Source organism: Nonomuraea sp. NPDC005501 (genome assembly GCF_040605905.1).
Taxonomy (GTDB): domain Bacteria; phylum Actinomycetota; class Actinomycetes; order Streptosporangiales; family Streptosporangiaceae; genus Nonomuraea.
On record NZ_JBEXDT010000005.1, the window covers coordinates 1 to 26152 of the forward strand.

Here is a 26152-nt window from a genome sequence, read left to right on the forward strand (position 1 = left end):
TGCGCCCGCGCGAGCGCCCGGTCCCGCTCCTGCTCGGCCGCCTCCGCCCGCGCCCGCGCCGCCGCCACGTCACGCTCGGCCTCCTGCCGGGCCTGCACCGCCGCGGCCACCTCCTGCCGCGCCTGATCCCGTTCGGCCCGCGCCAGCTCCGCTTCAGCACCGGCTTGTACGGCCTGCTCCAGCGCCTCGCTCGTACGGACCTCGGCGGCCTCCACCCGTTCGGCCAGCTCCCGAGCCGCCTGGGCACGGGCCCGTTCAGCCTGCTCGGCCCGGCCGTCCGCCTCCTCCGCCCGCCGCTCGGCCAGCTCGGCCCGGCGGGCGGCCTCCTCGGCGCTCTGCAACGCCTGCCGCTCGGTGCTGGCCGCCTCCCGCAGCGCGGCGAGGGCCTGCTCGCGTGCCTGTTCGGCGTCGCCGAGCGCGGTGTCGCGCTCCGCCTCGGCCTCCTCGACCCGCAGCCGCATCTGCGCCGCCTCCCGGCGCGCGTGCTCGGCCGCCTCACGCGCCAGCCGTACCTGCTCGAACGCCTGCTCCCGCTCGGCACGCGCCACCGCCACCCGGGTGTGCGCCTCGGCCTGCACTGCGCTCAGCTTCGCCTCCACCCCGGCGGGACTCAGCTCCTGCGCGAGCGCGTGCGCGAGCGGCTCGATGGCGGCGGCGAGCCCGTTCTCCATCCGCTCGTACAACTGCTCGGCCCTGGCCAGCGCGCCCTCCAGTCCAGGGGTGGCGCGCCGCAGCTCCCGCTCCCGCTTGGCGGCGGCCTGGCAGTCACTTTCGGGACAGTACGCCTTCGGCCGCCCTCTCCCCCGCCGCTGCTCGATCGGCGCCCCACAGTGCTTGCACGGCGTCACCACGCCGGTCTCCACGGTCACGGCAGCACCCTATCATTTTTGATTTTCCAGAAAATACAAATCAGAAATTCAGATCCGTTGCGTCACAGCGGCTCCCCAGTAACTTGCGGGAATGCAGAATTCCCGCAAGTTTTGCCTGGACGGCCAACGTGATGACCGAGTGGCGGTGTCGGGTGCGGATTGCCGAAGCTGCGGATTGCCACGAAGTTGTCCTGCGACAATGCCAGCGACTGTCAGTGGAGATGCCACCTCACGTCAGCAAGATCACTAGTCCGGTCCGGCCGCGGGCTCGAAACCGTGTCGAGAATCCCGTTCTCCCAGCTCAAGGCATACCCGCTGGCTCGCGCTCGGCTCCGTGGGGCGGATCGATGCGTTCCCGGCGGTCGTGGCCCCGCGGGTCCGCGATCGCCCTCTACTGACGGATCGTGGCAATCTGCCACGCACTGGCAACCAGTCTCTCGACCTGACCTGCGGTTTTGCCATGGGATGTCAGTAGGTCGTGCCAGCCAGCGTCAGTGTCGCGTTCCCGCTCGTCACAGGCCGACGTTGCGCATGGCGTTGTCCCGCCAGCGATCGACTGCCCGGATGTAGCGCAGCACCACCGGGGAGGCGGGGGCCCAGCGGCCGTGCTTGGCGATGACGGCGACCGGGACGCCGGCGGCGTAGGCGACGGTGGCGCCGCCGGCGCGCAGGCTGTGCGCGGTGACCGTCTCGGCCGCGGGGACGCCGGCCCGCACGGCCAGGTCGCGGACGATGACGTTGACCGCGTCGGCGCCGAGCGAGGGGCCGACGCCGCCGTGCCGGTTAACCCGGCGCAGCAGCCGGCCGCCGAGCTGTCCGGCCCGCTCAAGGGCGGTCAGCCAGTCGCGCCAGGCGGCGACCGGGTCGGTCAGCGGGTGGCTGCCGCGCGGAATGGCGATGGTCTCGCCGCGTGAGTCCTTGTCGGTCTTGGAGGTGCGGACGGTGACCTCCAGGCCGGCGGCGACCTCGCGCACGTCGTCGCGGGTGAGCGCGACCAGTTCGCTGCGCCGGCCCATCAGCGCCAGGCCGAGCACGAGCAGCAGCCGGTCGCGCAGCCCCCGAGTCGTGCCAAGGTCGCAGGCGGCGACCATGGCGCGCAGCGCGTCGATGGTGATCGGCGGGGCCTCGCGCTGGCCGCCGCCGCCGACGGCGGCGCGGCGGCGCTTGTAGGCGCGCAGCGCCAGCCGGGCGGCCTCGGTGCCGGGCCGGCCGAGGTGGCCGGACAGCCGGTGCATGGTGCGCACCGCGGCCAGCGCCTGCTCGATGCTGGCGGGGGCCTGCCCGGCGGCGCACAGCGCGGCGGTGTATTCGGCCAGGGTGGCGTCGGTGGCGGGCAGCGCGAGCCGGCCGTGGGTGGTGCACCAGGCGACAAAGGCGGCCCATTGCCGGGCGTAGGCGCGGCGGGTGTTGGCCGGCACGCCGTCGGCGATCAGGCGGCTGGTGTGCTCGCTGAGCGCGTGGTCGGCGGCGGTGTGCGACTCGGTATTTTCCGGCGGCCCGGAAATGGGCCGCCACTCCCCCGCCGACACGATGTGCCCGTCCACGCTCATGCCCGGTTCGTCTCCTTCCGGTGGCGGTCCGGCGGGACGAGTCTGACCCGCGATAAGGGAGGGGTCGATAGCGGGACGATCGGCTCGACCGAGCAGCTGCGGTGTGCCGGCCCGGGCCGCGCCAAGGCCCTGCCCGGGCGCAGCAGCCGCGCCAAGTACTGCAGCGACGCCTGCCGGGCGGCCGCCTACCGGGCGCGCACCACCGCGCACGCCTCCCCCGTGGCCAACGCGCTGCTGCGCGCTCAGGACCTGATCGCGCCGCTGCTCGCGGCCGGCGAGCAGTGGCAGGCCGCCCAGGAGGCGTTGCGCAACCAGCTGGCCGAGCTGAGCAGCGGCGCACTGGCGCAGGTAGAGGCGGCAGAACAGGCCGCCGAGGAAGCCCGCGCCGCCGCCGCGGCCGACACCGCCGCAGCCCGGATCGCCACGGCTGAGCAGTCGCGCGCCCAGGCCGAGTCCGCGCGTGACCGTGCCGAGGAACGCGAGCAGGACGCCTGGCGCCAGGTCGGCGAGCACCAGAACGCACGTGCCCAGCCCGAGCACCTCGCCGCCGACGCCGCCGACCGGCAGCGCCAGGCCGAGCGGGACCGCGATGCCGCCCGCCGGTGATCCACCGAGCTCACCGAGTTGCACGCCGCCGCGACCGCTCGCATCACCGAACTGGAACAGCAGGCCGACGATCACCAGCGCGAGCTTGCTGACCTTCGTCGCCGACTGCAGGAGCAGGAAGTCCGGACCCGGAGGACCGAGCAGGAACGCGACCAGGCCCACGGCAGCGCCGCAGCGCACGCCCAGGAGACCGACCGGCTACGCCAGGCGCTGGCCACCGAACGTCAGCGGTGCGAACAAGCAGTCGCCATGGCTGCCGTGGCCGAGCAAGCCCGCACCCTCTCGGACCAAGCCAGAGTTGCGGCCCTCGGCGAGACCGAGCGGCTGCGCGACGAACTCGCCAACCTCGCCAGCGCGCTGGAAGGCGCCCAGCAGCAACGTGAGGAGGCCGTCACGGCCGCCGCCGTCGCCCAGGCGCTCCTGCGCGAGCAGCAATCCCGCCGCCCGTCTGATCAGGTCGAAACAGAGGCACCTTACGGCGTCACGGCAAAGCCGCCAGCAATATCGGACTCGTAATCCGTGGGTCGTGGGTTCAAGCCCCACCCGCCCCTACTCACCAAGACGCGTTCGACCTGGGAGCTCTCGCATTTCGCCGGCTGTGCTCGTTGTTGAGCACGATTTGTTGCTCGCTGGTCGGTCTTGTGTACGGACCGTGCGCGCGGTAGATCATCTAGGAGCTGTTTCCTGGATCAGGTCCGGAGCCAGATAGCCAACGCGGCGACGGTGACGGTTCCCAGGAAGATGTAGGCGCGTTTGTCGTAGCGGGTGGCCACCGCGCGGAAGTTCTTGAGCCGGTTGATCGCCCGCTCGACGACGTTGCGTTTGTTGTAGCGATCGGCGTCGAAGCCGGTCGGGCGTCCTCCCCTCGAGCCGCGCCTGCGCCGGTTGGCCTGTTGGTCACGAGGTTCGGGGATGGTGTGGCGGATCTTGCGTCTGCGCAGGTAGCTTCGGTTGGCGCGGGAGGAGTAGGCCTTGTCGCCCGACATGCTGTCAGGCCGTGTGCGAGGGCGTCCCGGCCCGATCCGCGGGATGCGTATCCGTTCCAGGACCGCTCGCATCTGCGGGCTGTCACCGTAGTGGCCGGGCGTCAGCACCAGCGACAGCGGACGGCACCGCCCCTCGGCCGACAGGTGGATCTTTGTGGTGAACCCGCCGCGTGAACGTCCTAAGCACTCCCCAGTTGCACCACCTCCGCCAGCCGGGCCGCCAGAGTGGCCAGCACCGGATCGCCCCCGTTTGTCCCCGCCCGGTCCCTCTTTTGCCGCCCCGGCGACGGCGGAGGTGGCGGAGCCGCGCGGAGTGCGCCGGCCGCGTGCTGGTGCGCTCGCACGGTCGTCGAGTCCACCGACACCTCCCAGTCCACCCGCCCCTGCTCGTCTTGAGCCGCCTGGATCGCTGTCAGCAGCCGTTGCCACGTCCCGTCAGCCGACCAGCGGCGATGCCGCTTGTAGACGGTCACCCACGACCCGAAACGCTCCGGTAGGTCACGCCACGGCAACCCGGTATGCGCCCGATACAGCACGCCGTTGATCACCATCCGATGATCGTTCCATCGGCCACCACGCAGGCCACCGACTGGCAGTAACGGCACCAACCGCTCCCACTCGGCATTCGTCAGATCGCCACGACCCATACGCCAAAGAGTGACAAGCCAGGCGCACACCGTCAGCAGATCTAAGAAACAGCTCCTAGCCGCCACCGTCAGCTCAGACCCGGGGTTGAGGAACCTGCGGACAGCCGTTGGCGGTACCCGCGAGTAACTTCTCTGGAGGCCTCAGCGGCGTTGTCGTATGGTTCGGGAGCCCTATTCGCTGGGCGGTGACGTGAAGGAGCGAACCGCAGGTCAGCGGATTCCCCGGTCACGGCGGCGGCGGGCGGCGCGGATTTCGGCGTCGGCGACGTCGTCGGCGAGCAGGGTTGTAGAGCTGGGTGGTTTCGGTGGAGGCGTGGCCGAGGCGGCGGCGGACGGCATCGATGGAGACGCCGGCGTTGATGAGTTCGGTGGCGTGGGCGTGCCGGAGCTGGTGGACGTCGATCTCAACGCCGGCGGCGGCGCAGTAGGTCTCCCACCGGTGCTGGGCAGCGTCGTAGGACAGCGGGCCACCAGAGCCGTTGATACTGGCCCGGAACAGCGGCCCGCTGGTGTAGCCGGTGCGGGCCAGGTAGAGCTTGAGCAGGGTGACGTGGCCGCGATCGTCGAGCAGCACGGTGCGCACGCTGCCGCCTTTGCCCTGGATGCGGACGTGTTCGTCGTCCAGGCGCAGGTCGAGGTCTTCGACGTGCAGGCCGCACGCTTCGGAGGCGCGGGCGCCGCAGACGTAGGCGGTCTCGAACAGCACCCGGTCGCGCAGCCGGTCCAACCGGAGGTCTTTTCGCGGCCGGCGGATGAACTGGCCCGGTCAGCCGCCGGGGGAAGGTGCTGCCTCGGCACCGAATTCGACCGGGGTACTGGAAAGAAGGCTGCCGAAACGGCGGTAGCGGTTAGGTGATGCCGTTGATGGCCTCAATGGGCCGGTTGGGCGTGGCGATCTGGCTCTGCGCGGCGTGGTGGTCTGGTTGCGGTCGCCGATTTTGATCATGTAGTGGGGTCCAGGGAGATGACGACCTTGCCGGCCTTGGTGCGGCCCTGCTCGACGTGCGCCATCGCCTCGATCGTCTGGTCGAAAGGGAAGACCCGGTCGATGACGGGGCGGAGCTTCCCGCTGTCGTAGAGGGCGCCGAGCTGGCGCAGCTGGGAGCCGCTGGCCCGCATGAAGAAGAACTCGTAGCGCACGCCCAGGGCTTTCGCCTGTTTGCGGACCTTGCGGCTGAGCACGTTCATGACGACGCCCAGGAACGATGGGGCGCGTAGCTGCTTGGCGAATTGGGCGTCGGGCGGGCCGACGACGCTGATGGCCAGGCCGCCGGGCTTGAGGACAGTCAGCGATTTGTCGAGGTTGGTCCCGCCGAGGGAGTCCACGACCAGGTCGTAGCCGGACAGCTGCGCGGAGAAGTCCTCCTTGGTGTAGTCGAAGACGAGATCGGCGCCCAGGCTCTTCACCAGCTCCATGGTGGCGGTGTTCGTGGTCGTCGCCACGGTCGCGCCGAGGTGCCTGGCGAGCTGGATGACGGTCGATCCGAGGCCGCCCGCGCCGGCGTGGATCAGCACCTTCTGCCCGGGCCGCACCTTCGCGCGGTCGACGAGCATCTGCCAGGCCGCCAGCGCCACCAGCGGCACCGCGGCCGCCTCCTGCGCGGACAGCGAGGCCGGCTTGGGCGCGACGTCGTCCTGGTCGATCGCGATGTATTCGGCGAAGCCACCGATCCGCAGGTCCCGCGGGCGGGCGTAGACCTCGTCACCGACCTGGAAGCCGCGTACCGCGGGGCCGACGCGCTCGATGACTCCGGCCACGTCGTGGCCGAGCACGAACGGGGTCTTGTACTTGAGGAGCTGCTTGAACTCCCCGTCGCGGACCATCTTGTCCAACGGGTTGATGCTGCTGGCGCTCACCCGGACCAGCACGTCGCGATCCCCGACGGTGGGCACGGGCGCCTCAGCGGCGCGCAGACCGTCCTTGCCGTACTTCTCGACGACGAATGCCTTCATCTCATCCAGCCTTCAGTGATTGTTTCTCGATCGGATTCCCGCCGGTCGGCGGGCCCGGCGCGGGCCGCACGGCCCCTGACAACCCCGCACCGCCCTGGGTGGGGAAGAACCGAACTCAGGCTTGGAGGAAGCGGAGCGCGGAGGCGACGAACTCGTCGTGGTATTGGAAGATCCCTCCGTGTCCGGCGTCGCGGTAGGGCGGGATCAGCTCGCTGTTCGGCAGCCGCCGGGCGAGGTCGAGGGTGTTCGGGCTGGGCACCATGCGGTCGTCCTCGCCGTTGGCGAGGAGCGCGGGATGGGCGATGACCGACAGGTCGGACGGCGTCTGGTCGCCCCAGCGGCGGATGGCTTTCAACTGGGCGGCGAACGAGAATAGGGAGATGTTCCTATCGCGGTCGCGGGTGCGTTCCTTCAGCCGCTCCAGGAAGGCGCGCGCCTCCCGCCGGCCGTGGGCGGAGTTGGTGAAGAACAGGAACTGCTTGGGGTCCTGACGGGTCAGGACGCTCTTCAGGATGACGCTTAGGGTGAGCCCGGTGACCTTGTTGATTCCGGGGCCTCCCGCGGGTCCGGTGCCCGCGAGGATGATCTTGCGGATCAGGCGCGGGTGGCGTTCGGCGATGACCTGGGCGATGAACCCGCCCATCGACAGGCCGAGCAGGTCGACGCGGTCGAGGCCGAGGGCGTCGATGAACTGGACCGCGTCGTCGGCCATCGCCTCGATCGTGGCCGGGGTGGAGCCGCCTGACGCGCCGACGCCACGGTTGTCGAAGGTGATCACGCGGCGCCGGGCGGCGAGGCCGTCGACGACGCGCGGGTCCCAGTTGTCCAGAACCGCGGACAGGTGATGCAGCATGATCAACGGCACACCGGCGTCGGGACCGATCTCGCGGTAGACGAACGGCACGCCGTCGATGGGAACCGAGCGGGTCGGCGCGTCCTTGAACAACAGTGCTTCGTGGGCATGCGAGTTCTGCGCTGCACTCATGGCCAGGTCCTTTCCGATAGTCCTGCCAGGACTGTTTCCTTGGGGTCATCGTGATGACGGCCTCGCCTGCTCTCCCGGGCCTTGCCCCGATGCAGGCCGGCGCTTTCCGGTCGAAGACGCCTCGTGGCGGCTGTTCAGGTGCCGAGGTGTCGGCGCAGCCACTGACCCATCTGCCGGATCACCTGGTCCGCTTCGGGCGCGTGTCCCGGCGCGAGGATGAAGGAGTGCTGGCCCCTCCGGCATGGGTGCACCTCGGAGGTGGCCTTGGAGTCAGTGAGCCGGCGCCCGAGGTCGGCACCTCACCGAGGTGGACGCCGCTCTCGTTGCCGTAGCGCTCGACCATGAGGGCCTTCATCTTCGTGTCTTCTCTTCAGGCCGCGGCCGGCGTGGTGGCCAGGCTCTGCTTGACGTTGCGGGTGGTCTCGTCGGCGAGGATCTCGGGCAGTCCGTTCGCGATGCCGTCCAGGACCTGGGTGGCGACGTCGGCGGGGTCGGCTTTGTCGGCCGGGATGCCGGCGGCCATGTCGGTGTTCATGAGCCCGACGTGCAGGGCCGAGACGGTAATGCCGCGGGGGGCGAGTTCCTCGCGGATCGCGTTGCTCTGCGCCCAGGCGGCGGCCTTGGCCGCCGCGTACGCCCCGGAGCCGGCCGGGTGCCACCACGACAGCACGGACAGGACGTTGAGTACGGCGCCGCCGCCGTTGCCCTCGATGACCGGGGCGAAGGCCCGGGTCACGGCGAGCGGGCCGAAGAAGTTCGTCTCCATCTCCAGCCGTACCGCCTCTGGAGTGCCGGCGATCAGCGGCGTGCCGGTGGAGATCCCGGCGTTGTTGACCAGCAGCGTCGCGTCGGAGGCGATCAGTGCCGCGGCGCGAATCGATTCGGCGTCGGTCACGTCCAGGCGCAGCGGGACGGCACCGTCGAGGTCCACGCTTTCTGGGCGGCGGGCCGCCGCGTACACCTTGGCTCCGTTCCGGAGAAGCTGGGCGGCCAGTTCGCGGCCCAGTCCACGGTTGGCACCGGTGACTACGGCGACCGCGTTCTTGAGTTCCATGTCCTGCTCCTGACGTCGCGGGGCTCGTGCAAGCCCCGCACAATTAGATTATGTCTATAATCTAAAGCTCAAGGTATGATAGATGTCAACCGACATCCAAATCAGGGGGGTGGCTGATGGGCCGCGTGTCGCGAGAGCAAGCTCAGGAGAATCGCAGGCGGATCGTGGAGACCGCCTCCCGGCTCTTCCGCGAGCAGGGCACCCAGGTCAGCGTCGCCGACCTCATGAAGGCGGCCGGGCTGACCCACGGCGGCTTCTACAAGCAGTTCGCCGCCAAAGAGGCACTCATCGACGAAGCCACCACGCACGCCTTCGAGGAACTCGCCCAGCGCCACACCGCCGCGCTCGACCGGCACGCCGGACACCCTGAGGCTGCCCAGCAGGCGTTCATCGACGCCTACCTGTCCGTGGACCACCGCGACGACGCCGCCGACGGCTGCCCCGTCGCCGGACTCGCCAGTGACATGGCCCGCGAAAGCGGCGTCCCCGAGGCCCACCGCGTCTACACCGAGGGCGTCATCGCGTTCGCCGACTGGCTCGCGACCGACGACCAGGACGGCCTCACCCGGCTGTGCACCCTGCTCGGCGCGCTCGTCCTGGCCCGCGCCACCAAGGACTTCCCCCTGTCAGAGGAGATCCTCGCCACCGCCCGCACCGCCCTGACGCCGACCAGCTGAACGGGTACAACACCCCAGACGCCAACCTGGGGGCGTCTCGGCCCCGCGCCAGCCGCAGCGAAGAAACCCGGCCCGGTGGACGCGAAGATCCTCACCCGGATGGTGGCCCCTGCCCCCTGAGCCCGGGCCCGCCCACCGCGGACGTTTCGCCGAATCCCGGGGGACGAACAGCGGCCCCGCCGTACAAGCCCTGGCTCTACCCGCCCTCCTCATCCACTCCGCCCTCCTCCTCGGACAGGTCGGGAATCTCGCCGAGCTGCCGCAGCCCCTCGGCCGGGGCGGAGGAGGAGATGGCATAACGGCCCAGGACGTTGACGTGGGCGTGCCCGAGCGGGCTGAGCCGGGCGGCGTCCTCATCCTTGACCGGCACGCCCTGGGCCCGCAACTGGTCGACGGCGGCCGACAGGTATCTGGAGTTCCACAGCGCCACCGCGTTGACGACCAGAACGAGTGCGGCGAGCTGATCCTCCTGGCCTTCCCGATAGGCCTTCCGGATCTTCCGCTCGCGCCGTGGCAGATCTTGCGGGCCAGCCGATGCCGCGACTCCTGCACGGTGAGCTGCTTGTTGAGCTTGCGCCGGTAGGTGTCGTCGATCGGGTCCAGGATGGACAGCAGGTGCAGGGTCTTGTCGATGCGGCCGTACTCGGCGAACGCCTGCCCCATCGGGGTCGGACGCCCGCCCCTGGCGAACATGCGCAGCAGGTCATAGGCGCGGACCTGGTTGGTCACCAGCGATCCGGCGACCCGGAGCACGTCCGACCATTGGGCGTGGATCTTCTGCCGGTTGAGCTTGTTGCGGGCGATCGCCTCCAGCGGGCCGTACGCCGGCGTCGTGCCGTCGGGCAGCTCGGCCCGCCAGAACCTCTGGTCGCCCAGGTCGGCGAAGCGTGGCGCGAACCGATAGCCGAGCATCGAGAAGATCCCAAAGGGCCTTTCCCCTGAGTGTGGACACCGATCTCAGGCGGCAGCCTTCAGGCTATCTGCCGTCTTCTCGTAGACGATCGGGCTGAGCTGGCCGAGCCGGGAGTGCCGTCTGACCGTGTTGTATCGGGTGATCCAGCGGAACACGGCCAGGCGGGCGGTGCGGGCGTCGGGCCAGCGGTGCGCGCCCTGCAGCGTTTCGCGTTTGAGGGTCGCGTTGAACGATTCGGCCGCCGCGTTGTCGGCGCTGGTCCCGACCGCGCCGCGTGAGCGGGTGACCCCCAGCCTGCGACAAGCTCGCGCGAACTCCCGCGAGCAGTACTGCCCGCCGTTGTCGCTGTGAAAGAGCGCACCGTCCAGGCGGCCGGCCCGGGTGTGCGCGGCGGCCTGTAGTGCGTCGACGACGAGCTCGGTGCGCATGTGGTCGGCGATGGACCAGCCCACCAGCCGGCGCGAGTGCAGATCCACGACCGTGGCCAGGTAGAGGAACGTGCCGCCGCCGACGGGCAGGTAGGTGATGTCGCCGACGTAGCGGGTGTTCGGCTGCTCGGCTGTGAAGTCGCGTTGGAGCAGGTCAGGGACCGGTGCCGTGTCCGATTCGGGAACGGTGGTGCGGACCTTCTTGCGCAGATGCAGCCCGACGATGCCGTGCTCACGCATCACCCGCTCCACCCGCTTGTGGTTGACCTTGCGGCCGGCCGCCCGCAGCTCAGCCGTCATCCGGGGCGAGCCGTAGGTGCCGTCATGCTCAGCATGGATCCGCCGCATCCGCCCGGCCAGTTGCTCGTCGGCCTGGCGCCGGGCCAGCCGCGCACCGGCGTCCTTCAGCCACCGGTAGAAGCCTGAGCGTGACACCTGCAGTACCCGGCACAACCGCTTCACCCCCAAGAGCGCCTTGTGGTCCTCAACGAACTGAAAGCGGCTCACCAGTTCGTCTCGCCCGCGAAAAGCTTCGCGGCCCTGCGCAGAATGTCCCGCTCTTGCCCAAGCTCCCGAATCCGAGCCCTGAGCTGCTTGTTCTCCTCTTCCAGCACGTCGTCCGAGGGTAGGTGCCCAGACGAAGCAGACTTACCAGCAGCGGCATCTCCGGCCGCGCCTTGCCTGCCCTCGCCGCGGGCTTGCGCAGCGCGCACCCATAGCCGCAGCGTCTCGCGACTGATCCCCAGATCCCTCGCGATCGACGTGATTGTCCGGTCCGGCCGGGACAACACCAACGCCACCGCGTCGGCCTTGAACTCGGGCGGGTAGTTCTTCATCACCATCAGTGGCATCTCTTCCCCTGGACCTCAAGATCCAGACTCCAAGGTGTCCACATTCAAGGGGGAACGCCCTGGTGTTGGTGGTGGTGACGATCGGGTCGGTCTGCTCAGACACTTCCCCGGCCGCGTTCACCTTGAAGGTGGTGGTGCGGTTGCCTGGCGCCACCGTCTTGATCAGGCGGCCGGCGTCGGCGGATCCCCTGCACGGTGGCGGGCAGCACGGTGGTGTAGGACCACACCTCGAACTGGCGGCCGTAGCGGGGGTGGGAGGTCCAGCGTCCGCTCAGCCGCAGCGACTCCCCCACCTGGGCGCCCAGCAGGGCCGACCACGGTCAGCAGCTCCGAGCCGGTGCGCTCGGCGGCCACCCGGGCGATCGTGTAGCCGGTCTCCTCGTTGGCGTAGGTGATGCGTTCAAGGACGGCGTCCAGCGAAGCAGCGCGTGGAGCATCGGCACCGGCCTGCACGCGACATCCCCTTTCCCGCCGCCCTTGTCGCAGTCAGCGTAGAGCAGGCTGGCCGCGGGCGAGCCTCACGCCGGGTCCGGCCGATCCTTCCGCGCCGCCAGGACGACGAGCAGCCCCGCGACGCTCCCGGCGAAGTACGGGGACGGCACCAGCAGGACTCCGCCCAGCACGCACCACACCGCCAGGCTCCAGCCGATCCAGGCGGGCACGGCCACCCCGCGTCCCGCGAGGCGCCAGATCAGGCACCCCAGGAGGATTAGGGGTACGGCGAAGCCTCCCGGACCGGCCCAGAAGGTGACCGCGTTCTGCAGCGACGCCACCGTCTTGACGCCCCCGTCGGACAGGTCGAGCGGGACGGCCGCCCAGATCCCCCGGTCCGCCCAGCCGGTGACGTCCTGCCAGGCGGTCATCGCCAGCAGGGACAGGTGCCCGGCTCCCAGCGCGATCATGATGCCGCTCGCCCAGCGCAGCAGCCGCTTGCCGGCGTTCATCGTGACCTCCTCTGGTGCTCGAGCCAGGCCCGTTCCCATCGGCGGGTCAGGGCCGGGTAGACGATGAGGTGGCGGAACGGCGCGATGGCGGCCATGTAGAGCCGCCCGAACCGTCCGTTGGGCTTGACCAGCACGGCCATCCGCAGCTCGTACGCGCCGTTCGCCCCCTCGACCCAGCCCAGATGCATCAGGGTGTGCACGGTCTTGTTCGCCAGCTCGCGCACGGCCTCCGTGTCGAGCTCGTAGACCGCTTTGAGGGGCATGTTGTCGTTGTCCAGGCCGCGGGGAGCCTCGCGGAGGTCGTCGGGCAGGCGGTCGCACAGCGAGGAGACCCGGCGGCCGACGCCCGCCGCCGGCTTGTCCCAGCCGAACAGTGCGCCGAGCTTCCACCGCAGGTCGAACAGGAATTGCGTCGGCTGGGGCATCTCAGCGAGCCCGCCGTGCTCGCGCATCGCCGCGAGCATCGCCGGGAAGTCGCCGGGACCGGCTCCGGGCGTGCGGAACGACCAGACGTCCTCGACCGCGAAGTCGCCGGTGAACTCGTGGATGCGCCAGGGCTGGGAGGTGTACGAGCTGATCGGCAGTCTCACGAGAGCGCCCTTTCCGCCATCATGGCCATCAGCGTCAGCTGGCCCAGCTCGGGTGTGCCGGCAGGGTCGAGCTCGCGGTAGCGGCGGTGGAGGTTGACCACGATCCGCTCGGAGTCCAGCCAGCCGGCGTACTCCCCGAGGTCCACGGCCTGGACCGCCTCGGCGAAGGACAGGCCGCGGGCGTGGGCGGCGTCGGCCTGCTCCACCACGTGCGCCAGGTAGCCGCGCACCGCGCGGATCCCGTCCGGGTCGGTGACCGGGCCGTGGCCCGGGACGATCGTCTCGGCGCCGGTGGCGAGCATCGCGTCGCAGGCGGCGATCCAGTTGGCGATCGGGCCGCTCCACACGATCGGCGTGCAGCCGACGAACAGCAGGTCGCCCGCGAACAGCACGCCCGCGTCGGGCACGTGCACGACGGAGTCGGCGCCGGTGTGGGCGGGGCCGAGGTTCGTCACGCGCACCTCCCGGCCGCCGACGTCCAGGGTGAGCTCCCCGTCGTAGGTCAGGTCGGGCAGCCGCAGGCGGATGCCGCCGAAGTCGAAGGCGCCGAAACGCTCGCGGAAGTACGGCGTCACCGGGCCCATGTCCACGACCTGGGCGGCGGCCAGCATCTCCGGGGGCATCTCGTGCCGCATCTCCGCGCAGGTCGCCTCGGCTGCGACGACCCGGACACGCTCGCCCAGGAGCTGGTTGCCGTGGGTGTGGTCGCCGTTGGAGTGCGTGATGACGGCGTGGGTGAGCGGGTGGCGGCCGGTGACCACGCGCATGGCGTGGAGCATCTCGGCCGTCAGCGGCAGGTCGAACAGGGTGTCGACCAGTAAGGAGGCGCCCTGCCCCGCGACCAGTCCGGCGTTGCTCCAGCCGTAGCCGCCGTCGGGCAGCAGCCAGGCCCACACGCCCGCGCCGACCTCGTGCAGCCCGCGCGTGTAGGGCAGCTTCGACGGGGCGCGGTTGACGCGCGGGCGCGCCGGCCGTCTGTCGGGGTTGTGCCGGGGCTCCAGCCGGTACGGCGCGGCGGACGCGCGGACGCTCTGGCGCGTGCCGCCGAGCCCTTCGACGGTCAGCTCCACGACGTCGCCGTCGCGCAGCCAGCCGGGGAAGGCGGCCGGCTCGGCGAGCGACAGGTGCTCGACAAGACAGCAGCCGGGCACGGTGCCCGAGCCGAACACGTCGCCGGGCAGCAGGTCCACGCCGCGCGAGGCGTAGGAGACGACCTCGCCGAAGCTCCAGTCCATGGCGTCGGTGCGGCCCGTGCCGACCGTCCTGCCGTTGACGGTGGCCTCCACCCGCAGGGCGAGCCGGCCGTCGCGGCAGTAGGGCTCCAGCTCGTCGGGGGTCACCAGGAACGGGCCGAGCGTGGTCGCGCCGTCCTTGCCCTTGGCCTGGCCGATCCCCAGCGGCGCCTCGCGCATCTGCAGGTCGCGCGCCGACCAGTCGTTGTAGATGGTGTAGCCGATGATGTGCCGCTCGGCCTGTTCCGGCGTGAGGTCCCGGCCGCCCGGCCCGATGACCGCGGCGATCTCCAGCTCGAAGTCGAACCAGGCGCTGCCGGGCGGGATCGTCACGTCGTCGTACGGGCCGACGACCGTCGAGGGGCAGGCGAAGTAGAAGGCCGGGATCTCGTACCAGGCGTCCTCGAGCGTGCGCGGCCGGCCGGCGGCCTGCCGGCAGTTGCGCATGTGGTCCAGGAAGCACAGGCAGTCGCGCACCGAGGGCGGGCGCGGGATCGGCGCGCGCAGCCTGGCCTCGGCCAGCGGCACCGCCCGCGCCCGGGACGCCAGGGCCTCCTCCCCCGCCGCCCGCAGCTCCTCCGCGCCCCGGCCGATGAGCTCGATCAGACTGACGCCCGGCGCGACGGGATGGATCCGGTCCTCGCCGATCACCCCGGCGCGGTCTCCGGTGTCCGTCGCATACGTCACCCAATGCATGAGAACCTCCTTCTGTGTTGACTGACATAGGCTATACCGCTCGGCATTGGGTCTGTCATCGGGCATACCTGGTTTGATGGTCGGCATGGCCACGCGACGTATCCAGAGGACCGAGGAGAGCCGCCGGCTGCTGGTGACGGCCGCCGCCGAGCTCTTCGCCGAGAAGGGGTACCGGCAGACGAGCTTCATCGACATCGCCGAGAGGGCCGGCATCAGCCGCGGCTCCATCCCCTGGCACTTCGGCAACAAGCTCGGCCTGCTGGAGGCGGTGCTCGACGAGCAGGTCCACGGCGTGGTGACCGGCGTCGCCGAGCCCGCCGGGCAGCGCTCCGGTGACCCGCTCGCCCAGGCCATAGGCTTCATCCGCCTGCCGGTGACGCGCCTGTTCATCACCCTGCTCGCCGAGGCGGTCGAGGTGGACTCCCCGATCCGCGAGCACTACGCGCGGCTGCACGCGGCGCTGCGGCAGGCGGTACGGGCGCGGCTGCCGGTGCAGGCGCTCCCCCCGGGCGTCACTCCCGAGGCGTTCACGGTCCTGCTGGTGGGGGCCGTCATCGGCGTCCACGCCCAGTGGCGGGTCGCCCCGGAGGCAGTGGACCTGGACGCCGTGCAGGCCGCGATCCGCGCCCTGCTGCCGGCGGGCCTCGGACAGACCTGACAGGGCGGATCACGTGTCCTGGTGGAGCGAGACGGGTGTGCGGCGATGGGCACGTGGCATCCCCGCGAGCGCACTACGGGCCATCCAGAGCACGTCCCACAGGCGACCGGTCTCGTCCTGCACGGTGCCCTTGCGCCGGTCGGCGGCGTCCGTCCAGGGCACGCAATCCCCCCACACGGTTTGAGCCCGACGGACACGAATCCGGCGGCACACGCCCGCCTCTACGGTTGCCAGGGCGGGCAACTGCTTGACCTTGCCGCTGGCGTCAGGGTTGGACGATGACCGGCATGGACAGCATCACACCGCAGAGCAGCAGGATCGTCGCCGTCACCGGAGCCGGCACCGGGATCGGCCGGGCCACCGCCCGCGCATGGCGAACCGACCCAAGGCGGGGGTGAAGGTGTTCTCGCTCATGCCCGCAGTCTCATCCGCGCGACGCAGCCCGGTCTTGTACGAACCGCTCGCAGGCGGCGCCTCCGATCACAGGTGCTTTCTGAGGTCGTCCACGCCGAGCATGGGCAGGCCCCAGCGCAGCGCGGCGATCTCCAGGTCGGCGGCCTTCGCCATGGCCCCGTCGGGGTTCATGACCTCGCAGCACACCCCGACGGGCGGCAGCCCGGCCGCCACGCACATGGCGACGGTGGCCTCGGTGTGGCCGGCGCGTTCGGCGAGACCTCCCGGGCGTGCGGCCAGCGGGAAGACGTGGCCGGGCCCGAGGAAGTCGGCAGGCCTGGCGTCCGGGTGGGCCAGGCGGCGTACGGTCGCGGCACGTTCGGCCGCCGACACCCCGGTGCCGGTCCCGGCGGCCAGATCCACCGGCACGTGCGGCCGGGTGCCGTGCCGATCACCGGGGCCGGGGATGGGCCCGATCTCCAGACGGTCGAGGACCTCGGGCGCGCACGGCACGGTCGAATGGCCGCACGCCTGGGTGAGCAGGAAGGTGAACGCCTCCGGGCGCAGCCGCGCCCCCGCGAACACCACATCGCCCTCGCCTTCCCGGTCGGGGTCCCAGATGACCACGGCTCCTCCGGACGCCAGTTGCGCCAGCGCCTTCTGCACGCCTTGCCCGCCCGAGACCCGTCCGGCCCACGGCAGCGCCGCGACCACCTCGCTCACCGCCCGCCCCGAATCGGACGGCCAGCGCCGCACCAGGCGGGTGAGCAGATCCGACTCCAGGTTCACACGGTCGCCGGCCGACAGCTCCGCCAGCGCGGTCGCCTGCAACGTCCCGGGGATCAGCACCACCGAGAACCGGTCGCGGGCCACCTCGGCGACGGTCAGGCTGACACCGTCGACCGCGATCTGCCCCTTCGCCACAGCCAGCGGGACCAAGCGCTCCGGCGGCTTGATCCACAGCCGCCGCGTGGCGCCCTCGTCGTCGACTCTCACGACCTTGCCCACGGCGTCCACGGCGCCCTGGACCAGGTGACCACCCAGCGGGTAGCCCAGCGCCAAGGGCCCCTCCACGTTGACCCGCGTGCCAGGCCGGATCTGGTCGAGGGTCGATCTGCGGCGGGTCTCGGCCGAGAGCCTGGCTTCCAGTACGTCCATCCCGTGCTCGGCACGGACGACGATCAGCCCGACGCCGTTCAGGCAGATCGAGTCCAGCCCGCTCGCGGCGGCCTTGGGCGCTCTGACCGCGATACGAGACTGGTCGACGGCCACCACCGTGCCGACTTCCTGGATGTGTCCGGTGAACATGCAACACCACCTCTCGACAGCGGGAGGACGTTCCTCACCGCACGGAGAACCAGGGGCCGTCACAAGGCCCGAGAGGTGGCGGGGTGTCACCGCGTGGCCCGGAATCTCACCGAGTCGTCCCGCCGCGATCAGCGGAACCGGCGGGCTCTCACCGCCACACCTTGGAATCGCACCAATATCACCTATATCACCCAACAGCAGCCAAGATCAACCGTCCGGCCTCGGGGTGAGCGCGGCGGCGGTCAGGCCCGCCGGTGCGGCGGGAGCAGCAGGCCGACCACTGCGATGGCCGAGCCCAGCCCGGCAGCGACGAGGAAGACCAGGTCGTAGCCGGCGGCGAGCCGCTGGTCGGCGTTACCTCGCGGACTTACTTCGCGGTCGATGCCCAGGCGTCCGCCACCGGACCCAGGTGCCCGAGCTTGTCGGGATTGATCACCGCGCGGATCGCCTGGATCTGCCCGTCGAGGATGTCGAGCGCGAAGGTGTGGAGCACCTTGCCGTCCCGGTCGCGGAAGATGGCGCCCGGCTGGCCGTTGAGCTCGTGCGCGGGGACGACGATGTCGGGGCGGCCGATCGACACCCACAAACTGCGCATCGACTCCCCGCCTCCCGATTTCTAGCGTGAAGGCAGTCGATCGTTGTAAAAGAGGCAACTGATGCGAGTCCTGGTCATTTGGGCTACGGGGAACACGGGTGCGCCGCTTGTCGCGGCGTTGGCCGCGCGGGATGTCGCGGTACGGGCGGCCAGCCGCCATCCTTCGGCGGGGGCCGGTGCCGGCGTGGAGCCCGCTCGCTTCGACTGGTCGGACCGGGCAACCTGGGGGCCCGCGCTGGACGGCGTCGACGGGAGGCACACGCGCTGACCGAGGAGGGACACGCCGGGACCGTCCACACCCTGACCGGGCCGGAGGCCCTCACCCACGGCCAGGCGCTGGAGCAGATCGGCGCGGCGACCGGCCGCACGCTGCGCTATGTGCCGCTGACGCCGGAGGCGTTCGCCGAGTCGATGCGCGGCGCGGGCGCCGCCGAGTACACGGTCACCTGGCAGACCGGCCTGTTCCGGCTGATCAGGGAAGGCGTGAACGGTCTCGTCACCGGAACCGTGAGCGAGGTGACCGGCCGCCCTGCCCGCAGCCTGAAGTCGTACGCCACTGAGGTGGCCACGGTCTGGCGGTGACCATGGGTCCAGCCGGCCGCCCGCGAAGGTGCGGATTCCGGTGACCGCGAGCGGGAGGCCCTGTTCACGGCGGGGCGTGTTGTCCGGGGTGCGCGCGGAGTCGCTACCGTGCAGGCGTGGCCAGACCAGCGAAGTTCGACGCCGACCAGATCCTCGACGCAGCCGCGACCGTCGCCGCCGAGAGCGGGCAGGACGCGGTGACGGTCACCGCCGTCGCCGCCAGGCTGGGCGCGCCCAGCGGCTCGATCTACCACCGCTACGCCTCGCGCGACCTGCTGCTCGCCCGCCTGTGGATCAGGACGGTCCGCCGCTTCCAGGAGGGCTTCCTGGCCGCCGTCGAGGCCGACGACCTGGCCGAGGCGGTGCGGCGTGCGGCGGCCCACACCGTCCGATGGTCGGCCGCGCACCCCGAGGAGGCCAGGTTGCTGCTCCGTTACCACGTCGAGAACCTGCGCCTGGCCTGGCCGGATGAGCTGGGAGAGGAGCTGTCACAGCTCAACGTGGCCTCGTTCGCGGCGATGGGGCGGCTGGCCGAGCGCGGCCACACCGACCTGGAGCGCGTCGTCTTCGCGCTGGTGGACATCCCGCTCGCGGCCGTCCGGCGGCACCTGTCGAGAGGCGGGACCATCCCCGAACGGGCGGCCCGGTTGGCGGAGGTCGCGGCGCTCGCGGTAGTTTTAGAGAATGACCTCTAAAACTGTCGAGCGCCTCTACGCGGCCTTCGCCGCGGGCGACACCGACGCGCTCCTAGCCCCCCTGCACCCCGACCTCGTCCTGAAGGTCAGCACCGGCATGCCGCTGGATGTGGGAGGCGAGCACAAGGGCCCGCTCGGCGCGCTGCGCGGCTGCTGGAGCGTGATCATCCGCACCTACCAGACCGCCCCGGTGCCCGAGGAGTACGTGTGGTCGGGGCCGGACCGGTGCGTGGTCCTCGGCCACTACCGCGGCACGGTCAGAGCGACCGGGCGCCCCTTCGAGGCCGCCTTCGCCCACGACCTGACCCTGCGCGACGGCCTGATCGTGAACTTCGTTCAGATCACCGACACCGCCGAGTGGAGGCGCGCCCTGGCCCCCTGACTCCGCCGCTCCTTGCCGACCCTCACTCCCTGAGGGCCGTCACCTGTCGGATCAGGTCCGAGATCCGCACGATGCCGAGGCAGCGGTTGAGCTCATCGATGACCACCAGGTCGTCGTAGACGCGGCCGGAGTCCCGGCCCGCCGCCCGCATGGCGGCGACGGCCGGGGTCGCCCTCGGCACCGTGCGCGGCGCGTCGGCCAGCCGCCTGGCGGGCTTGGCGCCGTGCAGCGCGTGGCCGTAGCGGGCGGCGAACGACAGCAGGAAGCGGCTGCGGTCGAGGCTGCCCTTCGGGCGCTGGTACTCGTCCACCAGGATCACGCTGGTGATCGACGGCTCCTGGCCGAAGGCCTCCACCACCTCCTCCGCCTTGGCCTCCGCGGGGAGCGTCACGGCGGGCAGCAGCAGTTCCTGCACGCGGGGGCCGAGGGAGAGCGCGGGTTCGTCCTCGGGGGCGGCAAGCGGGACGCGTACCCGTCCGGCGGGGCCAGGGGCCAGCAGCGGGCCGTGCGCCAGCCGCACCTCCCAGCCGCGCAGGGTGGCGACCTGCGCCACGTGCTCGACCGCGGGGGCGAGCACGTGCGCGCTGATGCCCCGTGCCAGCGTCACCACCGCCCGCGCCGCCGCCGGCGCGCGGTGGTCGCCAGGAATCCGCGCGACCGGCTCGGGAGACAGGGCGAGCAGGTACGGCGCGGCGTCCGCGACCAGTCCAGCGGGACGCTCTCCGCCCCCATCCCCTCGAAACCCAGCAGGTAGCCCAGGTTGCGCAGCCCGTCGAGCTGCACCTCGTTGACGTCGCGTTCGGCCACCGGTACGTCATTGCGTCCAGACACAGAGACGGGTCGAACGCTTCGCTAACCTACCGTAAGGCTGCAATTCCCTATAGTTAGCATGACGTGGCATAGTGGCTCAGTGTCGCCTCCTATTTCGCGCCGTCGGGACACTTCTCCTACACGCTGCAGGGATTCTTCAACGCCCACAGCAACCACCCGCTGACCGCACCGGAGAACGGCGGCGTCTCCGGCGGCAACGGCGTGTACACCTACGGAGCGACGAACACCTACCCCACCAGCACCTACCAGGCCACCAACTACTGGGTCTACGTGCTCTTCGACGCCAGCTAGGCACGTATGCACGCCGCCGCCCCAAGCTGGCGTGCGCGCCACGGCGGAGCTTGACGGGGCCGGACCGGCAGAGCTTGACGGGGCCGGGCAGCTGCAGCCCAGCAGCCCGGCCCCGTCAAGGTGCGGCCGCTGCCTCCCCCGAGTGCAGCAGCCGCCGGCCAATGACTCCTTGCCCCCCGACCTGAAGCTCTGGCCTGCCAGAACGCTATCCGGCCTGAAGTAATGCACCCCTCATGCACCGGTTGATTTCGCCCCTGTTCGCCCCGCCTTGAACGCGTTCCCAGCCGTGCGCGGCCGCCCCGCAGCGTGTTCCTTCACGAGGTCGGGCTGGGGTTGATATGCAGAAGGGTGTGCGGTCGGCTGTTGAAGGGGCGCTGGCTCGTCAAAGGCGCCGGGGGCGCGCCGGGGACCTCGGATCACCGGCAACCGGGCGCCCCCGCCGTCACCGCTGATCGACAGCCCCACCTCCTCCTGAACACCGAGCCCCGAAGGCCGAAGACGACCTCGCCGGTTCAGCGGCGGCGGGCGGCGGGGTCGCGGCTTTGCTGCCAGCGGGACAGCGCCTCTGGGGAGTCGCGGGCGTAGCGGGCCAGCGAGGCGACGGAGGTGTGGCCGGAGTAGGCCGGCAGGGTGGAGGTGTTGGCGCCGTCTTCGGCGGCGTGAGTCAGGGCGCTGTGGCGTAGCTGGTGCAGCGTCCACGGGCCGCCGGGCGGATCGGCGGTCGCGGTCTCGAACAGCTCGGCAGCCCGGCGGTAGGACAGCCGGGCTCAGCCGGAGCGGCATCGACGTCGGACGGCGGCAGCGCGACGCGGGCGCGCCGGCCGGTGAGGAACACCGGGCCAGCGCGGCGGCCGTCCAGCAGACGGGGCAGCAGCCGGGCGGTGGGCGTCTGCCAGACGATGACGTCGACCGCACCGCCCTTGCGCCGCACACGGGCGCGCCGGTTACGCAGGTCGAGGTCGGCGACGTCGAGGGCGAGGACCTCCTCAGCCCGGGCCGCCGATTCGTACAGGAGACGGAACAGGGTGCGCTCGCGCAAGGTGAGGTTCTGCCTGGTGAGCAGGGCCTCGATGAGGGCGCGGTCGAGGGCCTTGGTGCGGTCCGGAGTGCGGGCGCGGCGGCGGACGCGGCGGATCGGGTCGCCAGTCAGCCAGTCCTGGTCGCGCCATCAGGCGCAGGCGGAGCCGAGTGCGTCCAGGCGGGCGTTAAAGGTGGCCGCGGCCGTGCCGCCCCAGCGGCCGGTGGTGGCCAGGCGGTCGGCGCCGGCCTTGCCCTCCAGCGCGGTCAGCGGCGCGTCGGCGCCGGACTCGGCGGCTAGGGCGTGCAGCGCGATCGCGTACGCGCGCTTCGTGTTGGCGTTGTCGATCGTAGTCAGGAAGGCCTCGACGGCCGCCCCGAGGGCGGGCGCACCGGGGCGGGGGGTGAGCCGGTGCCCCGTCGCCAACGCCGGTCCTCGCACAGCTATCGCAGATATGCAGGAGGAGTCATCGGCGTCGCCGCGGGCGGCCGGGCTGCGGGTGCCTTCAGGACGCTGGCTGATGCGGGGGAAGGTCGAGGAGTTCGAGCACCGCATGGGCGTACCGGCCTTCGCCCTGCACTGCGCCGACCTCCACGACCTGCTGATCGGTGCGCTGGAGGGCGTCGACGTCCGGCTGGGTCACGCGCTCACCGGTCTCCCCGAACCGGACACGCCGGCCTTCGACGGGCCGGACGGTCCCTGGAGGCTGACCGCCGACCTGATCGTGGGGACGGTGGCATGGCCCTGGCGATGAGTCCTGCTTCCTCTGCGCCCCAGGCGCATATCAGTACCACGAGTACCGATACGAGCGAGCGTCGGCCAGGCCCGGCGGACGATCTCGCTCGTGGTCATGCCATGAAACCGGAGACCATCAGCAGGGTGCGGCGGAGCGCAGCGCCAGGGCGTAGACGCCGCGCAGTTCCTCGGCCGGGACGGGCGGGACGACCTGCTGCGCGCCGACCAGGATCAGGTAGAGGAGCGTGGCCATGCGCTCCGCCTCGTCCGGCCGGCCGCCTAGTTCCAGCCACAGTGAGCGCAGGTAGTCCACGCGCATGGCGTCGACGCGTTCCTGGAAGGCGTGGACGTCGGCGTCCTGCCGGGCCCAGGCGCGTACGGCGGTCTCCTGGTCGCGGCTGTCCGCGTGAGCCTCCAGCACCAGGTCGAGGAGGTGCTGGATCTTGTCGTGGCCGCTCGCGCCGGCGGCCTCCGCGCCGGCGATGAAGCGGCCGGTGTGCTTGGCCTCGATATGCGCGAGCAGGTCGGACTTGTAGCCGCGGATGCCCTTGAAGTGGTGGTAGAAGGAGCCCTTGGTGAGACCGAGGCCGGCGCACAACCGCTCGATGGTCAGTGCCTTGATGCCGTCCCGGGTCGCGATGGCGAGCCCGGCCTCCAGCCATTCACGCTTGGACGCCATGACCGTACCGTACCAGACAGTATGACACACGCTCGGAATATACCATAAGGTATGGTATGGTCGGTGGCATGAGATCACAACACGGCCGACAGGACGGGGGCCTCCCGCGACCGCTGCGGCATGAGTACCACCTCACCGAGGCTGGCCGCGAACTCGTGCCTGTGCTGATGGCACTGATGGCCTGGGGCGACAAATGGGCGACACCGGCGGGCGGTCCGCCGGTGCGCCTGGTGCACAACGAATGTGGTGCGGAAATCACGCCGCAGGTCTGCTGTTCGACGTGCGGGAATTCTGTGACCACCGCCGACGTGACTGCCCTGCCAGGTCCAGGCGCCGCCTAGGGGCCTGGGACCAGGGTGCTGGCCAGGCGTAGCGGCATCATGCCCGAGAAGGAGTATCGGCACCGCACGTCCACCCACCGCCAGAGCGGGGCCGCCGGGCCGGAGTAGCATGCCGGGAGCCGATCAGCCGGAAGAGGCGGAGCGCAGGGCTGGCGTGTAGGCATCGCGCAGATCGTCGGCCGGGGCAGGCGGAACGACCTATTGCGCGCCGACCAGGATCAGGGACAGGATCTTCGCGATAGGGCTCGGCGTCGCGCGGCGAGCCACCGAGTTCCAGCCACAGTGAGCGCAGGTAGTCCACGCGCATGGCGTCGACGCGTTCCTGCAAGGCGCGTACGGCGGTCTCCTGGTCGCGGCTGTCCGCGTGGGCCTCCAGCACCAGGTCGAGGAGGTGCTGGATCTTGTCGTGGCCGCTCGCGCCGGCGGCCTCCGCGCCGGCGATGAAGCGGCCGGTGTGCTTGGCCTCGATATGCGCGAGCAGGTCGGACTTGTAGCCGCGGATGCCCTTGAAGTGGTGGTAGAAGGAGCCCTTGGTGAGACCGAGGCCGGCGCACAACCGCTCGATGGTCAGTGCCTTGATGCCGTCCCGGGTCGCGATGGCGAGCCCGGCCTCCAGCCATTCACGCTTGGACACCATGCCCAGACCGCGTACTGGAAGGTATGCCCCCTCCTGAGCCGTACCATTAGGTACGGTATGGTCGGCAGCATGAGATCACGACACGGCCGACAGGACGGGAAGCCTCCCGTGACCGCGCTGACCCGCTGGATCCCCAGGCTGCTCATCGCCATCGCCCTGGTGCACTTCGTGTGGGCGTTCGTCAAGCCCAACGCCTGGGCCGCCCTCGCGGCGGACGGCTTCGTCCGCGCTCTCGTCGACCTCGAGCCCGGCGCCTACTTCGCCCGCGAGGCCAGCGTCTGGTTCCTCGCCGCAGGCATCGCCCTGCTCGCCCTCGGCACCTTGTCCCGGCACCTCGTCCGCACCACGGACCGGGTGCCCGCCCAACTCGGCTGGTACCCGGTGGCCATCGGCGTGCTGGCCCTTCTGGCGGCCCACGAGCCCCTCAGGGCCGACGAGAGCACCAAGGTCTGACATGAGCAACCTCATCAGGACCGTCCTCGTACTGGCCGCGGCGTCGATGCTGGTCACCGGCGGGTGGGCACGGTTCGACCCGGCCGGCTTCGCAACCTGGGCCGGCTGGCCGAACCATGTGCACTTCCTGCACGACGCCGGGGTGTTCCAGATGGGCATCGGGCTGATGCTCGTGGCGGCGCTGTGGTGGCGTGACGTCGTCACCCTGGTGCTGGGCGGCTTCGTCGTCACCAACACGCTCCACGCGTACAACCATGCCGCCGACCTCGACCTGGGCGGCCGTACCTCCGATCCGTGGCTGCTGCTGGTGTTCTCCATGGTGGCGGCGGCCGGGCTGATGGCCAGGCGGCGCGCCCTTGCGGGGCGGGTCCGCCGTACGGGCGAGGAGGTAAGCGCGTGAACGTCCTGCTCGCCGGCGCGACCGGCACGCTGGGCTCGGTCCTGGTTCGCCGGCTGCTCGCCGCCGGCCACGAGGTGTGTGGCATCACGAGGTCCGCCGCCGGGGTGCGGCGGCTCACCGAGGCGGGTGCGACCGCTGTCGTCGCGGACGTGATGGACCGGGACGCGCTGCTGACCGCGGTCGATGGCGTGCGGGCGGACGCCGTCGTCCACCAGGCCACCGCGATCACCGGCCTGCCGCTGTTCCACCGCGCCCTGTACGCCACCGACGCCCTGCGCGAGCGCGGCACCGCGCACCTCGTCGAGGCCGCCGGCCTGGTCGGCGCGCACCGGTTCCTGACGCAGTCGTTCTTCCTCGGGTACGGCTACCGCGACCACGGCGAGGAACCGGTGACCGAGGACCGCCCGTTCGCCGAACCCGGCCAGGGCGCGTTCGACCCGCACATGCGCTCGATGCGCGCCAACGAGGAGCAGGTCTTCGCCATCGGCGGCATCTCCCTGCGCTACGGCATGTTCTACGGCCCGGAGCCCACCACCACGAAGCTGCTGGAGATGACCAGGAAGCGGATGCTGCCCGTCCCGCGTCCGGCGGGGACCGTCTCCCTGATCCACATCGAGGACGCCGCCTCCGCCACGCTGGCGGCCCTGGAACGCGGCAAGCCCGGACGGGCCTACAACATCGCAGACGATCATCCGGTCCGGTTCGACGAGTACGTCAAGGGGCTGGCCAGGGCCGCCGGTGGGCCCGTCCCGCTGACGGTGCCCGGTGGGCTGCTGCGGGTGACGCCGTACATGCACGCCCTCATGGTGGGGACGCGGCTGCGGCTGAGCACCGACCTGGCCAAGAGCGAGTTCGGCTGGACGCCTACCTACCCGTCCTACAGGGAGGGCCTGGCCGCCTGATGGGCCCACACACAAGCGGGCCGGCTCAGGACAAGCTCCTGAGCCGGCTTCATGACGCCGCGGGAGGCCGCAGCGACCCTCCGCCGGGTCGGCTTCAGCTCCATCGCGTGGAGGACGAGGTTCCTCGCACCCACATGAACCTCTCAGCGGAGAAGCGAACTGTCTCGCCGCGCTCGACCCCCACAGGACTACGGGCGGCCAGACTGGCTGATAGCAGGATGACCTGCTCACCCGGGCCGTAGGCACGACGCGCGTGCGGAAGGGCACGGCC

Annotated in this window: 32 protein-coding genes and 4 pseudogenes; 13 read left to right on the forward strand and 23 right to left on the reverse strand. The window is 71.0% G+C overall.

What is annotated here, in order from left to right; genetic code table 11:
* Both ABZS51_RS04810 and ABZS51_RS04815 read right to left on the reverse strand, forming a co-directional pair.
* The coding region (locus tag ABZS51_RS04810) for a hypothetical protein (protein WP_355436372.1) at positions 1–869 on the reverse strand (869 nt) is incomplete at its 3' end.
* Between the two features lie 512 nt (positions 870–1381).
* A complete protein-coding gene (locus tag ABZS51_RS04815; protein WP_355436375.1) occupies positions 1382–2419 on the reverse strand; it encodes a tyrosine-type recombinase/integrase in 1038 nt (345 codons plus the stop codon).
* Here ABZS51_RS04815 and ABZS51_RS04820 point away from each other — a divergent pair.
* Both ABZS51_RS04820 and ABZS51_RS04825 read left to right on the forward strand, forming a co-directional pair.
* Complete coding sequence (locus ABZS51_RS04820; RefSeq protein ID WP_355436378.1) at positions 2402–3025, forward strand: hypothetical protein; 624 nt, start codon at positions 2402–2404, stop codon at positions 3023–3025. The genes ABZS51_RS04815 and ABZS51_RS04820 overlap by 18 nt on opposite strands.
* Positions 3026–3043: 18 nt before the next feature.
* Positions 3044–3541 (forward strand): hypothetical protein, encoded by a 498-nt coding sequence (locus ABZS51_RS04825; protein WP_355436381.1) that lies wholly within the window; start codon positions 3044–3046, stop codon positions 3539–3541.
* Between the two features lie 173 nt (positions 3542–3714).
* Here the strand turns inward: ABZS51_RS04825 and ABZS51_RS04830 are convergent.
* From ABZS51_RS04830 to ABZS51_RS04850, 5 genes and pseudogenes are all read right to left on the reverse strand, one after another.
* A pseudogene (locus tag ABZS51_RS04830) lies at positions 3715–4658 on the reverse strand (IS5 family transposase).
* A 226-nt stretch (positions 4659–4884) separates the two neighbouring features.
* On the reverse strand, positions 4885–5385 hold the full coding sequence (locus tag ABZS51_RS04835; RefSeq protein WP_355436384.1) for a tyrosine-type recombinase/integrase: 501 nt from the start codon (positions 5383–5385) through the stop codon (positions 4885–4887).
* A gap of 215 nt (positions 5386–5600) precedes the next feature.
* The gene (locus tag ABZS51_RS04840) at positions 5601–6611 is read right to left on the reverse strand and encodes an NADP-dependent oxidoreductase (protein WP_355436386.1); all 1011 of its coding nucleotides are present in this window, start codon (positions 6609–6611) and stop codon (positions 5601–5603) included.
* A 115-nt stretch (positions 6612–6726) separates the two neighbouring features.
* On the reverse strand, positions 6727–7596 hold the full coding sequence (locus tag ABZS51_RS04845; RefSeq protein WP_355436389.1) for an alpha/beta hydrolase: 870 nt from the start codon (positions 7594–7596) through the stop codon (positions 6727–6729).
* A gap of 370 nt (positions 7597–7966) precedes the next feature.
* Positions 7967–8650, reverse strand: coding sequence for an SDR family oxidoreductase (locus ABZS51_RS04850; protein ID WP_355436392.1), 684 nt, complete (start codon positions 8648–8650; stop codon positions 7967–7969).
* A gap of 116 nt (positions 8651–8766) precedes the next feature.
* Between ABZS51_RS04850 and ABZS51_RS04855 the strand changes: the two genes are divergently transcribed.
* Positions 8767–9327, forward strand: a complete 561-nt coding sequence (locus tag ABZS51_RS04855; protein ID WP_355436395.1) for a TetR/AcrR family transcriptional regulator — start codon at positions 8767–8769, stop codon at positions 9325–9327.
* 196 nt (positions 9328–9523) lie between these two features.
* Here the strand turns inward: ABZS51_RS04855 and ABZS51_RS04860 are convergent.
* The 6 genes and pseudogenes from ABZS51_RS04860 to ABZS51_RS04885 form a co-directional block, all read right to left on the reverse strand.
* Positions 9524–10272, reverse strand: a pseudogene (locus ABZS51_RS04860) (Tn3 family transposase); the annotation flags it as partial.
* A 12-nt stretch (positions 10273–10284) separates the two neighbouring features.
* Positions 10285–11510 (reverse strand): IS3 family transposase gene (locus ABZS51_RS04865; RefSeq protein WP_355436398.1). Its coding sequence is split into 2 segments (ribosomal slippage): positions 10285–11198 and positions 11198–11510, totalling 1227 coding nucleotides; the frame shifts between segments, so codons are not numbered across the junction.
* 185 nt (positions 11511–11695) lie between these two features.
* A pseudogene (locus ABZS51_RS04870) lies at positions 11696–11972 on the reverse strand (ATP-dependent RecD-like DNA helicase); the annotation flags it as partial.
* Positions 11973–12037: 65 nt separating this feature from the next.
* The gene (locus ABZS51_RS04875; protein WP_355436401.1) at positions 12038–12463 is read right to left on the reverse strand and encodes a DUF6463 family protein; all 426 of its coding nucleotides are present in this window, start codon (positions 12461–12463) and stop codon (positions 12038–12040) included.
* Positions 12460–13053, reverse strand: coding sequence for a DUF2867 domain-containing protein (locus tag ABZS51_RS04880; RefSeq protein ID WP_355436404.1), 594 nt, complete (start codon positions 13051–13053; stop codon positions 12460–12462). Before ABZS51_RS04880 ends, ABZS51_RS04875 begins: the two co-directional genes overlap by 4 nt.
* Positions 13050–14981: a fumarylacetoacetate hydrolase family protein gene (locus ABZS51_RS04885; protein ID WP_355436408.1), complete on the reverse strand. Its 1932-nt coding sequence runs from the start codon at positions 14979–14981 to the stop codon at positions 13050–13052. The genes ABZS51_RS04880 and ABZS51_RS04885 overlap by 4 nt, the downstream gene beginning before the upstream one ends.
* A gap of 85 nt (positions 14982–15066) precedes the next feature.
* On the opposite strand from ABZS51_RS04885, the gene ABZS51_RS04890 reads away from it, so the two are divergent.
* Complete coding sequence (locus tag ABZS51_RS04890) at positions 15067–15639, forward strand: TetR/AcrR family transcriptional regulator (RefSeq protein WP_355436411.1); 573 nt, start codon at positions 15067–15069, stop codon at positions 15637–15639.
* A gap of 9 nt (positions 15640–15648) precedes the next feature.
* Here the strand turns inward: ABZS51_RS04890 and ABZS51_RS04895 are convergent, their stop codons facing one another.
* From ABZS51_RS04895 to ABZS51_RS04905, 3 genes are all read right to left on the reverse strand, one after another.
* Complete coding sequence (locus ABZS51_RS04895; RefSeq protein WP_355436414.1) at positions 15649–15801, reverse strand: hypothetical protein; 153 nt, start codon at positions 15799–15801, stop codon at positions 15649–15651.
* Positions 15802–16119: 318 nt separating this feature from the next.
* Positions 16120–17340: a riboflavin synthase gene (locus tag ABZS51_RS04900; protein ID WP_355436417.1), complete on the reverse strand. Its 1221-nt coding sequence runs from the start codon at positions 17338–17340 to the stop codon at positions 16120–16122.
* Positions 17341–17707: 367 nt separating this feature from the next.
* Positions 17708–17935 carry a hypothetical protein gene (locus ABZS51_RS04905; protein WP_355436419.1) on the reverse strand — a complete coding sequence of 76 codons (228 nt, stop codon included), beginning with the start codon at positions 17933–17935 and terminating at the stop codon, positions 17708–17710.
* 378 nt (positions 17936–18313) lie between these two features.
* Here ABZS51_RS04905 and ABZS51_RS04910 point away from each other — a divergent pair, with 378 nt between their 5' ends.
* The 3 genes from ABZS51_RS04910 to ABZS51_RS04920 all read left to right on the forward strand — a co-directional run bounded on the left by ABZS51_RS04910 (position 18314) and on the right by ABZS51_RS04920 (position 19594).
* Positions 18314–18517, forward strand: a complete 204-nt coding sequence (locus tag ABZS51_RS04910; protein WP_355436421.1) for a hypothetical protein — start codon at positions 18314–18316, stop codon at positions 18515–18517.
* A 116-nt stretch (positions 18518–18633) separates the two neighbouring features.
* Positions 18634–19212: a TetR/AcrR family transcriptional regulator gene (locus ABZS51_RS04915; RefSeq protein WP_355436423.1), complete on the forward strand. Its 579-nt coding sequence runs from the start codon at positions 18634–18636 to the stop codon at positions 19210–19212.
* A complete protein-coding gene (locus ABZS51_RS04920) occupies positions 19202–19594 on the forward strand; it encodes a nuclear transport factor 2 family protein (protein ID WP_355436426.1) in 393 nt (130 codons plus the stop codon). The genes ABZS51_RS04915 and ABZS51_RS04920 overlap by 11 nt, the downstream gene beginning before the upstream one ends.
* A 22-nt stretch (positions 19595–19616) precedes the next feature.
* Here the strand turns inward: ABZS51_RS04920 and ABZS51_RS04925 are convergent, their stop codons facing one another.
* Positions 19617–20201, reverse strand: coding sequence for a hypothetical protein (locus ABZS51_RS04925; protein ID WP_355436429.1), 585 nt, complete (start codon positions 20199–20201; stop codon positions 19617–19619).
* A complete protein-coding gene (locus tag ABZS51_RS04930; RefSeq protein ID WP_355436432.1) occupies positions 20198–20401 on the reverse strand; it encodes a hypothetical protein in 204 nt (67 codons plus the stop codon). The genes ABZS51_RS04925 and ABZS51_RS04930 overlap by 4 nt, the downstream gene beginning before the upstream one ends.
* Positions 20402–20518: 117 nt before the next feature.
* On the opposite strand from ABZS51_RS04930, the pseudogene ABZS51_RS04935 reads away from it, so the two are divergent.
* Positions 20519–20716, forward strand: a pseudogene (locus ABZS51_RS04935) (DUF4082 domain-containing protein); the annotation flags it as partial.
* Between the two features lie 512 nt (positions 20717–21228).
* Here the strand turns inward: ABZS51_RS04935 and ABZS51_RS04940 are convergent.
* The 3 genes from ABZS51_RS04940 to ABZS51_RS04950 all read right to left on the reverse strand — a co-directional run bounded on the left by ABZS51_RS04940 (position 21229) and on the right by ABZS51_RS04950 (position 22160).
* Positions 21229–21477 (reverse strand): tyrosine-type recombinase/integrase, encoded by a 249-nt coding sequence (locus tag ABZS51_RS04940; protein ID WP_355436801.1) that lies wholly within the window; start codon positions 21475–21477, stop codon positions 21229–21231.
* On the reverse strand, positions 21381–21755 hold the full coding sequence (locus ABZS51_RS04945) for a tyrosine-type recombinase/integrase (RefSeq protein WP_355436434.1): 375 nt from the start codon (positions 21753–21755) through the stop codon (positions 21381–21383). The genes ABZS51_RS04940 and ABZS51_RS04945 overlap by 97 nt, the downstream gene beginning before the upstream one ends.
* A 129-nt stretch (positions 21756–21884) precedes the next feature.
* The gene (locus ABZS51_RS04950; RefSeq protein WP_355436437.1) at positions 21885–22160 is read right to left on the reverse strand and encodes a hypothetical protein; all 276 of its coding nucleotides are present in this window, start codon (positions 22158–22160) and stop codon (positions 21885–21887) included.
* 94 nt (positions 22161–22254) lie between these two features.
* Here ABZS51_RS04950 and ABZS51_RS04955 point away from each other — a divergent pair, with 94 nt between their 5' ends.
* Positions 22255–22488, forward strand: coding sequence for a hypothetical protein (locus tag ABZS51_RS04955; RefSeq protein WP_355436440.1), 234 nt, complete (start codon positions 22255–22257; stop codon positions 22486–22488).
* 117 nt (positions 22489–22605) lie between these two features.
* Here ABZS51_RS04955 and ABZS51_RS04960 read toward each other — a convergent pair whose 3' ends face one another.
* A complete protein-coding gene (locus tag ABZS51_RS04960; RefSeq protein ID WP_355436443.1) occupies positions 22606–23148 on the reverse strand; it encodes a TetR/AcrR family transcriptional regulator in 543 nt (180 codons plus the stop codon).
* Positions 23149–23216: 68 nt separating this feature from the next.
* Here ABZS51_RS04960 and ABZS51_RS04965 point away from each other — a divergent pair, with 68 nt between their 5' ends.
* Positions 23217–23489, forward strand: a complete 273-nt coding sequence (locus ABZS51_RS04965) for a winged helix-turn-helix transcriptional regulator (protein WP_355436447.1) — start codon at positions 23217–23219, stop codon at positions 23487–23489.
* 37 nt (positions 23490–23526) lie between these two features.
* Here ABZS51_RS04965 and ABZS51_RS04970 read toward each other — a convergent pair whose 3' ends face one another.
* Positions 23527–24126, reverse strand: a complete 600-nt coding sequence (locus tag ABZS51_RS04970) for a helix-turn-helix domain-containing protein (protein ID WP_355436451.1) — start codon at positions 24124–24126, stop codon at positions 23527–23529.
* Positions 24127–24195: 69 nt separating this feature from the next.
* On the opposite strand from ABZS51_RS04970, the gene ABZS51_RS04975 reads away from it, so the two are divergent.
* The 3 genes from ABZS51_RS04975 to ABZS51_RS04985 are packed head-to-tail and all read left to right on the forward strand — an operon-like array spanning position 24196 to position 25881.
* Positions 24196–24579 carry a DUF6463 family protein gene (locus tag ABZS51_RS04975; protein ID WP_355436454.1) on the forward strand — a complete coding sequence of 128 codons (384 nt, stop codon included), beginning with the start codon at positions 24196–24198 and terminating at the stop codon, positions 24577–24579.
* A 1-nt stretch (position 24580) separates the two neighbouring features.
* Positions 24581–24979, forward strand: coding sequence for a hypothetical protein (locus ABZS51_RS04980; protein WP_355436456.1), 399 nt, complete (start codon positions 24581–24583; stop codon positions 24977–24979).
* On the forward strand, positions 24976–25881 hold the full coding sequence (locus tag ABZS51_RS04985) for an NAD(P)-dependent oxidoreductase (protein WP_355436459.1): 906 nt from the start codon (positions 24976–24978) through the stop codon (positions 25879–25881). The genes ABZS51_RS04980 and ABZS51_RS04985 overlap by 4 nt, the downstream gene beginning before the upstream one ends.
* Positions 25882–26152: the final 271 nt, after the last annotated feature.

What these genes read in the sequence shown, in the direction of transcription:
- ABZS51_RS04815 (WP_355436375.1), bottom strand. Translation starts at nt 2,419, where the DNA reads ATGAGCGTGGACGGGCACATCGTGTCGGCGGGGGAGTGGCGGCCCATT.
- ABZS51_RS04840 (WP_355436386.1), bottom strand. Translation starts at nt 6,611, where the DNA reads ATGAAGGCATTCGTCGTCGAGAAGTACGGCAAGGACGGTCTGCGCGCC.
- ABZS51_RS04845 (WP_355436389.1), bottom strand. Translation starts at nt 7,596, where the DNA reads ATGAGTGCAGCGCAGAACTCGCATGCCCACGAAGCACTGTTGTTCAAG.
- ABZS51_RS04850 (WP_355436392.1), bottom strand. Translation starts at nt 8,650, where the DNA reads ATGGAACTCAAGAACGCGGTCGCCGTAGTCACCGGTGCCAACCGTGGA.
- ABZS51_RS04855 (WP_355436395.1), top strand. Translation starts at nt 8,767, where the DNA reads ATGGGCCGCGTGTCGCGAGAGCAAGCTCAGGAGAATCGCAGGCGGATC.
- ABZS51_RS04875 (WP_355436401.1), bottom strand. Translation starts at nt 12,463, where the DNA reads ATGAACGCCGGCAAGCGGCTGCTGCGCTGGGCGAGCGGCATCATGATC.
- ABZS51_RS04885 (WP_355436408.1), bottom strand. Translation starts at nt 14,981, where the DNA reads ATGCATTGGGTGACGTATGCGACGGACACCGGAGACCGCGCCGGGGTG.
- ABZS51_RS04890 (WP_355436411.1), top strand. Translation starts at nt 15,067, where the DNA reads ATGGCCACGCGACGTATCCAGAGGACCGAGGAGAGCCGCCGGCTGCTG.
- ABZS51_RS04900 (WP_355436417.1), bottom strand. Translation starts at nt 17,340, where the DNA reads ATGTTCACCGGACACATCCAGGAAGTCGGCACGGTGGTGGCCGTCGAC.
- ABZS51_RS04905 (WP_355436419.1), bottom strand. Translation starts at nt 17,935, where the DNA reads ATGCGCAGTTTGTGGGTGTCGATCGGCCGCCCCGACATCGTCGTCCCC.
- ABZS51_RS04920 (WP_355436426.1), top strand. Translation starts at nt 19,202, where the DNA reads ATGACCTCTAAAACTGTCGAGCGCCTCTACGCGGCCTTCGCCGCGGGC.
- ABZS51_RS04955 (WP_355436440.1), top strand. Translation starts at nt 22,255, where the DNA reads ATGCGGGGGAAGGTCGAGGAGTTCGAGCACCGCATGGGCGTACCGGCC.
- ABZS51_RS04960 (WP_355436443.1), bottom strand. Translation starts at nt 23,148, where the DNA reads ATGGCGTCCAAGCGTGAATGGCTGGAGGCCGGGCTCGCCATCGCGACC.
- ABZS51_RS04965 (WP_355436447.1), top strand. Translation starts at nt 23,217, where the DNA reads ATGAGATCACAACACGGCCGACAGGACGGGGGCCTCCCGCGACCGCTG.
- ABZS51_RS04970 (WP_355436451.1), bottom strand. Translation starts at nt 24,126, where the DNA reads ATGGTGTCCAAGCGTGAATGGCTGGAGGCCGGGCTCGCCATCGCGACC.
- ABZS51_RS04975 (WP_355436454.1), top strand. Translation starts at nt 24,196, where the DNA reads ATGAGATCACGACACGGCCGACAGGACGGGAAGCCTCCCGTGACCGCG.
- ABZS51_RS04980 (WP_355436456.1), top strand. Translation starts at nt 24,581, where the DNA reads ATGAGCAACCTCATCAGGACCGTCCTCGTACTGGCCGCGGCGTCGATG.